The 7,827-nt window shown below is 44.7% G+C and carries 8 protein-coding genes; all 8 read left to right on the top strand.

Annotated features, from left to right (window positions below):
- The first annotated feature begins 249 nt into the window (after positions 1-249).
- The gene (rpmG, locus tag QVO88_RS02785) at positions 250-399 is read left to right on the top strand and encodes a 50S ribosomal protein L33 (RefSeq protein WP_002848320.1); all 150 of its coding nucleotides are present in this window, start codon (positions 250-252) and stop codon (positions 397-399) included.
- 21 nt (positions 400-420) lie between these two features.
- Positions 421-675, top strand: coding sequence for a preprotein translocase subunit SecE (secE, locus tag QVO88_RS02780; protein ID WP_022287006.1), 255 nt, complete (start codon positions 421-423; stop codon positions 673-675).
- 44 nt (positions 676-719) lie between these two features.
- Positions 720-1,250 (top strand): transcription termination/antitermination protein NusG, encoded by a 531-nt coding sequence (gene nusG, locus QVO88_RS02775; protein WP_022287005.1) that lies wholly within the window; start codon positions 720-722, stop codon positions 1,248-1,250.
- Between the two features lie 139 nt (positions 1,251-1,389).
- Complete coding sequence (gene rplK, locus QVO88_RS02770) at positions 1,390-1,815, top strand: 50S ribosomal protein L11 (protein ID WP_022287004.1); 426 nt, start codon at positions 1,390-1,392, stop codon at positions 1,813-1,815.
- A gap of 104 nt (positions 1,816-1,919) precedes the next feature.
- A complete protein-coding gene (gene rplA, locus QVO88_RS02765; protein ID WP_022287003.1) occupies positions 1,920-2,615 on the top strand; it encodes a 50S ribosomal protein L1 in 696 nt (231 codons plus the stop codon).
- Between the two features lie 228 nt (positions 2,616-2,843).
- Positions 2,844-5,054 carry an alpha-galactosidase gene (locus QVO88_RS02760; protein ID WP_288177739.1) on the top strand — a complete coding sequence of 737 codons (2,211 nt, stop codon included), beginning with the start codon at positions 2,844-2,846 and terminating at the stop codon, positions 5,052-5,054.
- Between the two features lie 177 nt (positions 5,055-5,231).
- Positions 5,232-7,520 (top strand): bNR/Asp-box repeat protein, encoded by a 2,289-nt coding sequence (locus tag QVO88_RS02755; protein WP_022287001.1) that lies wholly within the window; start codon positions 5,232-5,234, stop codon positions 7,518-7,520.
- 115 nt (positions 7,521-7,635) lie between these two features.
- Complete coding sequence (locus QVO88_RS02750; protein WP_267301081.1) at positions 7,636-7,767, top strand: hypothetical protein; 132 nt, start codon at positions 7,636-7,638, stop codon at positions 7,765-7,767.
- Positions 7,768-7,827 lie beyond the last annotated feature (60 nt).

The raw sequence follows: 7,827 nt of genomic DNA, 5'->3' as shown, positions 1-7,827 counted from the left end.
TCACTTCAAGTGAAGAAAAAGTTTACAAAAAATTAATAAAATTCTTTGACAAATGATTGACAAAGAAGAACACAGATGTTATAATTGTAGTACCTCTTTATGAGGTCTATTTTTTTGCGCTCTTTTTTTGAGCGTGAAAAAGCATAAGTTACCTCAGGGCTGTGTGACAGCTTGCGTGAAAACGTATGAGGGAGGCAGACGTACCCTGAATGTTCTTGCGGGGTATAAATTTCGTCAGGAGGTGCCGAAATGAGAGTAAAAATTACACTTGCTTGTACTGAGTGTAAGCAGAGAAACTACAACACTAAGAAGAACAAGAAGAATGACCCTGACAGACTTGAAATGAACAAGTATTGCAAGTTCTGTAAGAAACACACTCTTCACAAAGAGACTAAGTAATATTGAAAGGAGCTATTTCTAATGGCTAAAAAAACAGATGTTACTAAGTCTTCAAAAAAGGATACCGGCAAGGATCAGAAGAAAAAGGGCGGAATAAGAAAATATTTCAGAGAGCTTAAAGCTGAAATGAAAAAGGTCGTTTGGCCTACAAGACAGCAGGTGACTAAGAATACGGGAGTTGTTCTCTCGGTAATGGTCGTTATGGCTCTGTTCCTTTTCGGCGTTGATTCAGGCCTGGGTGCAGCTATCAAGGCTATCCTTAAAATCGGCGGCTAAGCCGTCACAGCGGTTTTGACAACATCAATATGGAGGTAAGAAACATGTCAGAAGAAGCAAAGTGGTATGTTGTTCACACTTATTCAGGTTATGAGAATAAGGTAAAAAGCAATATTGAAAAGGTTGTTGAAAACCGAAACCTTCAGGATCTCATCCCTGAGGTAATGATCCCAATGGAGGAAGTTACCGAAGTAAAGGGCAATAAGATCGACAAGGGCGACAGAAAGCTTTTTCCAAGCTATGTGCTTGTAAAAATGGTGCTTACAGACGATTCATGGTATATCGTTAGAAATACCAGAGGCGTTACGGGCTTCGTTGGTCCTGCGTCAAAGCCTGTTCCGCTGACCGATAAAGAGGTCGCTGCGCTGGGTGTTGACACACAGAGAAGCACTAACGTTCAGGTCGGCTTCAAGGAAGGCGACAACGTCGTTGTAACAGCAGGCTCATTCGAGGGCTTCACAGGAGTTGTGGAGAAATTCGATATGGAAGCACAGACGGCAGACGTCAGAGTATCTATGCTGGGCAGAGAAACAACTGTTACTATGCCGCTGACACAGATAAAGTCTGAGGAATAAGGAAAAAGGCGGTAAAACTCCGCAAACATTCGTGAAAATGGAAGCAAAGCCGTCAATGACGGTTCGGATATACGGCTTCCGGAAACGTGGGAGAGCGTATGGCGCTCGCCTTACCACTTAATTATGGAGGTGCGAACAAATGGCACAGAAGGTAGTAGGCTATATTAAGCTTCAGATTCCAGCAGGAAAGGCAACTCCTGCACCACCGGTTGGTCCAGCTCTTGGTCAGCACGGTGTAAACATCATGGCGTTCACAAAGGATTTTAACGAGAGAACTAAGAACGATATCGGTCTTATCATCCCTGTTGTTATCACAGTTTACGCAGACAGATCATTCACATTCATCACCAAGACTCCTCCGGCAGCAGTTCTCATCAAGAAGGCTTGCAAGATCGAGTCAGGTTCCGGTGTTCCTAACAAGACTAAGGTCGCAACTATCACAAAAGAGCAGCTTCAGAAGATCGCTGAGCAGAAGATGCCTGACCTGAACGCAGCAAACATCGAGAGTGCTATGAGCATGATCGCTGGTACATGCCGTTCAATGGGCGTTGTAGTTGAGGACTAATCAATCGTACTGTGCATTCATGCACGGCAATGGTGGGAGGAATTTTCCGCTAACCGACTAGATATCCACTGTCGGTATTACCACTTAATGAGGAGGAAATATTAATGAAACATGGCAAGAAGTATGTTGACAGCTTCAAGGCTATCGACAAGGCTAAGCAATATGACGCTCCTGAGGCTCTGGAACTTGCAGCTAAGGGTGCTAAGGCAAAGTTCGATGAAACTATCGAGCTTCACATTCGTCTGGGCGTTGACTCAAGACACGCTGATCAGCAGGTAAGAGGTGCTGTTGTACTTCCAAACGGAACTGGTAAGACTGTAAGAGTTTGCGTATTCTGTAAGGAAGACAAGTACGAGGCTGCTAAGGCAGCAGGCGCTGACTATGTTGGCGGCATGGATCTCGTTGAGAAGATCACAAAGGAAAACTGGATGGATTTCGACGTTGTAGTTGCTTCACCTGACATGATGGGTGTTGTAGGACGTCTTGGTAAGATTCTCGGACCTAGAGGACTTATGCCAAACCCAAAGGCAGGAACTGTTACTCCAGACGTAGCTAAGGCTGTTACAGAGGCTAAGGCTGGTAAGATCGAGTATCGTCTTGATAAGACAAACATCATTCACTGCCCTATCGGTAAGGCTTCATTCGGTGTTGAGAAGCTCGAGCAGAACTTCAACACACTTATCAACGCTGTTGTAAAGGCTAAGCCAGCCGCTGCTAAGGGTCAGTACCTTAAGAGCGTAGTTGTAGCTTCTACAATGGGCCCTGGTATCAAGATCAGCACTGCTAAGTACGGCAACTAATCTGATAACAGATAAATATTGAATTTTTAAGGGACTTGTGCTAAATGCATAAGTCCCTTTTTTATATATTCCCACAATTTGAACCACCCATGTTCAAATATTTGTATTATCAAGAAAAATTAACAAAATAATTTTCAAAGTAATCGTTTTACCCTGTTGCATTATTTTTTCTATGTGTTATAATATCAATGAGCCGTAAGGTTCAGATTTTTGCAAGGAGTGATAATTATCAATATCTTTTATAACGAAAAAGATAAGGCTTTCAAGCTGAGAGCCAATAATACAGACTATATGATGAAGGTCTGCGAGGAGGGCTACCTCGCTCACGTTTACTATGGAAATAAAGTTCCTGACGAGGATCTGACTTATCTTCTCCGTCTTGACGAAAGCCCTTTTACCCCTGCCACTAACGACCGTGACAGAGCAAGCTTTATGGATACACTGCCTTTTGAATATCCATGCTTCGGTCTTGGCGACTACAGAGAGTCTGCTTTCAAAATAATGGACGCTAACGGTATGTCGACCTGCGACCTGAGATATGTTTCTCATAAAATGTATGAGGGCAAGCCAAAGCTTGAGGGTCTGCCTGCTACTTTCGCTACTGAGGAAAGCGGTTGTTCAACTCTCGAGATAACAATGTATGATAAGTATGCTGATATCGAAGTCGTTCTTATCTACACAGCTTTCGATAAGCTTGACGTTATCACACGTTCCGCTGTTATCACAAACAAGAGCGAAAAGCCGTTCAAGATAACAAGAGCGCTTTCAGCTTGCGTTGATTTTGATACAGACAAAATGGATATGATAACCCTCAACGGCTCATGGGCTAGAGAAAGAGCTGTTGAAAGATGCAGACTTCACCATGGTAAACAGCTTGTTGATTCCTGCAGGGGCGAATCATCACATCAGAACAATCCGTTCGTTGCTCTTTGCGACAATAACGCTGACGAGGATAAGGGCGAGGTGTTCGGTTTCAACTTTGTTTACTCTGGAAACTTCTATGCTCAGGCAGAAGTTACTCAGCATAAGAAAACTCGTTTTCTTATGGGTATAAATCCTCTTGACTTCGAGTGGCTTCTGGAAAAGGGCGAAAGCTTCACCTGTCCTGAAGTAGTAATGGTGCACTCTGACGAGGGTATAGGCAAAATGTCAAGAACTTTCCATGACCTCTATAGAAACAACCTTATCAGGGGCGAGTATAAGGATAAAAGACGTCCGATACTCATTAACAACTGGGAAGCTACTTACTTTAACTTCGATACAGACAAGCTTATAGATATCGCTAAGGAAGCTTCAAAGCTTGGCATAGAAATGCTTGTTATGGACGACGGCTGGTTCGGTCATAGAGATTCTGATAACTCATCACTGGGCGATTGGTTCGTTTATGAGAAGAAGCTCAAGGGCGGTCTTAAATATCTTGTTGACGAGGTAAATAAGCTTGGCATGAAGTTCGGCATTTGGTTCGAGCCTGAAATGATATCCCCTGACTCTGAACTTTATAAGGCTCACCCAGACTGGGCTATCCAGATAAAGGGCAGACCTCTGACACTTTGCAGAGAGCAGTATGTTCTTGACTATTCAAGAAAAGAAGTCAGAGATTACGTTTACGGCATGATGAAGAAGATTCTCGACAGTGCGAATATCGAGTACATCAAGTGGGATATGAACAGACAGCTCACAGAGGTCGGCTCGGCTACCCTGCCTGCTGAAAGACAGAGAGAGCTTTGGCACAGATACGTCCTCGGTGTTTATGACCTTATGGACAGACTTACAACAGATTATCCTCATATCCTGCTGGAGAACTGCTCAGGCGGCGGAGCAAGATTTGATCCCGGTATGCTTTACTACAGTCCACAGATATGGTGCTCTGATGATACAGACGCTATCGAAAGACTGAAGATACAGCACGGCACTTCAATGTGCTATCCATGCTCAGCAATGGGTGCGCACGTTTCCGATTGCCCTAATCATACTGTTGGCAGAAACACTCCGTTCAAAACAAGAGGTCACGTTGCTATGGTGGGTACGTTCGGCTATGAGCTTGACGTAACAAGGATACCGCAGGAGGACAGGGACGCTATCCCAGCACAGATAGAGGAGTTCAACAAGTTCAACAAGCTTGTAAGAACAGGCGACCACTACAGAATAGGCAATATGTTTGAGGACAACACCTGGGACGCTTGGGAGTTCGTTGCAAAGGACAAGAGCGAAGCACTCTTTGAATTCGTTCAGGTGCTTGGCAGACCAAACGAAAGATCAAGACGTATCAAGCTCAAAGGTCTTGAAGCTGACGCTTACTATTATGAGGAGAACGAGCCTGACAAAAAGATATCAGGTGCAGCACTTATGAATGCAGGTATCAACATCGCAAAGATGTGGAACGGCGACGGACTTTATGGCGACTTCTGCTCAAAGATACTTCATTTTATAAAGGTGTAAGAGCAAAGCGTTTATCAAAGTTGTGGTAAGTTTAGATAAATACACAAAAGACTATTGACAATTTGAAGATATTGTAGTACAATAGTTGTGAAATAAGTTCAAATTTTAAAGGCGGAGATCTTCCGCCTTTAAATAACACAGAGATGTAAACGAATACAACTTATAAGGAGAATTTTTATGAGGTTAAAAAAGCTAATGGCAGTGGCTTGTGCCGCCGCCCTTACAGTGACAGCTTTCGCAGGCTGCTCAAAAAAGAACGATTCCTCCAGCGGCTCTGACAGCAAGGGCGACGCTAAGAAGGAGTATTACAACGCTCAGCCTGTTGACACTGGCTGGGAGTGGGGAAATGTCGAGATAGTTGACGGTGGTTTTATCCCTGACGTCATCTATAACCCTACTGAGGAGGGGCTTATCTACGCCAGAACAGATATGGGCGGCGCTTATAAGTATAATAAGGATACTCAGCGCTGGGAGTGTATAACAGATTGCTTTGGCGGCGATGATTGGAACTATAACGGAACAGAGAGCCTTGCAACTGACCCCGTTGAGCCAAACAGAGTTTATCTTGCGGCTGGTACATACTCCACAAACAACGGCGCAATATTTGCTTCTGACGATTACGGCAAGAACTGGACTATCTGCGAAATGCCTTTCGGCATGGGCGGTAACGAGGTCGGAAGAGGCTGCGGTGAAAGACTTCAGGTAGACCCTAACGATAACTCTATACTTTACTTCGGCTCAAGAGCTGACGGACTTTGGAAGTCCACAGATTATGGCGCAACATGGAACGAGGTCACTTCATTCCCTACAAAGGGCGGATATACTGAAGACGGATATTCTATCGGACTTACATTCGTGGCATTCGATAAATCAAGCTCTGAAAAGGGTCAGGCAACAAAGACAATAATCGTTGGCTCAGCAGGAACACAGGGGGATTATCTCTATCGTTCTGATGACGCAGGCGAAACCTGGACAGCTATCCCTAATCCAAAGTCTGAGGCTACAGGCGACAAGACCGAGAAGCTCAAGCCTTGTCAGGGCGAGATATCTTCTGACGGATATCTCTATTCAACATGGTCTTATAAGGTAGGACCAAACGGCGCTTCTGACGGAGCAGTTCAGAAGTATGACCTTAAAACAGGCGAGTGGACAGAGATAACTCCTGAGAGATCTTATACTTGCGGTTACAATGGTATCTCAGTAAACCCTAACGACCCTAACATGATAGTATGCACAACTCTTGACCTTTGGGCATATTACGACAACCTTTTCGTTTCCTATGACGGAGGCGAAACTTGGAACGGCATTTGGGGCAGTGACGAGAACGGCAAGGAAGTAAACAACTTTAATCTCGATATAAGCAATGCTCCTTGGCTGGATTGGCAGGGACAGCTCAAGCCGGGCTGGTGGATGACAGGTGTTGCTATCAACCCATTCAATCCAGATGAAGTTCTTTACACAACAGGTGCAACTATCTTCGGCACATCAAATCTTTCAAAGATAAAGGACGAGCCTGTTGACATAAGCGTAAAGGCAATGGGCATTGAAATGACAGCTATCTTTGACTTCGTTTCACCTCTCGATAATGGCGAGGGTACTCCTGAGCTTTATTCCACAATGGGTGACCTTTACGGCTTCCGTCATGATGATGTAACAAAAGCTCCGCAGGAGCATTATGGCGACTTCAAGGCGACCTCTATAGACTGTGCGGCACAGGATTATAAGATAGTAGTAAGAGCGACAGACGATGGCGACGGCTCGGTTTACTATTCAACAGATGCAGCCGAAACTTGGCAGGCAGTGGAAACACTTCCGGAGGGTGTTGGCAAAAAAGCAGGCGGCACAGCTAAGCTTTCCGCTGACGGCAAGACCATTTTCTATCAGAGTGGCACAACAGGCGTTGCTGCGGCAGTAACAAGCGACTTTGGCAAAACATGGACTACCTGCGAGGGACTACCTGCCGGTGCAGTAATTGAAACAGATAAGGTAAATCCTGATAAGTTCTACGGCTCATATGACGGAACGTTCTATATGAGCACAGACGGCGGAAAGACTTTCAGTCCTATAGCAAATATGCTGGTTTCAGCAACATCAATGAAAGCTTGTCCTGATACAGAGGGCGACCTTTGGATACCTGTAGGTGCGGGCGGAGTTTACTATCTTGACTCATCAACAGGCACTCTCGCTCCTACATCTCAGGACGTTACACTGTGCGATGCTATTGGCATTGGCAAAGCTGAAAAGGACGGCGACTACATGGCACTCTACATGATGGGCGAGGCAAACGGCGACGGCTACGGAATCTACCAGTCCACCGACAAGGGAGTAACATGGAAGCGTATCAATGATGACACACAGAAGTGGGGCAACGTTAGAAAGATAATCAGCGGCGACCCTAAGGTATACGGCAGAGTTTATGTAGGCACTGACGGACGTGGTATCATTATGGGAAACGTTAAGCAGTAATACATTATAATATAGCGAACAGAGCGGTGCAGATAGTGCCGCTCTGTTTTTGTCTTTGCCCGAATGTCAGGCGTTTCCGCATCTTGCATAAGTGAATAAAATCGGAGGTGCAAATTTGTGCATTGTTATGATAAATCTTAAAATCATCTTAGCAAAATTACAAATGCTTGCATTTGGTGCAGATTTTTGTTATTATGTTACTGTAAGAACAGATCAGAAGATACAGACAACAGAAAGGGGCGCTTAATATGAACGATGCAAATAAAGAAACAAACGTAGCTTATGAAGAGCCGAAAAAGAAAGTGCA

Source organism: Ruminococcus sp. CAG:57, assembly GCF_000435935.1.
GTDB lineage: Bacteria > Bacillota > Clostridia > Oscillospirales > Ruminococcaceae > Hominimerdicola > Hominimerdicola aceti.
The sequence above is the reverse complement of the archived record's forward strand: the minus strand, read 5'-3'. Positions and strand labels throughout refer to the sequence as shown.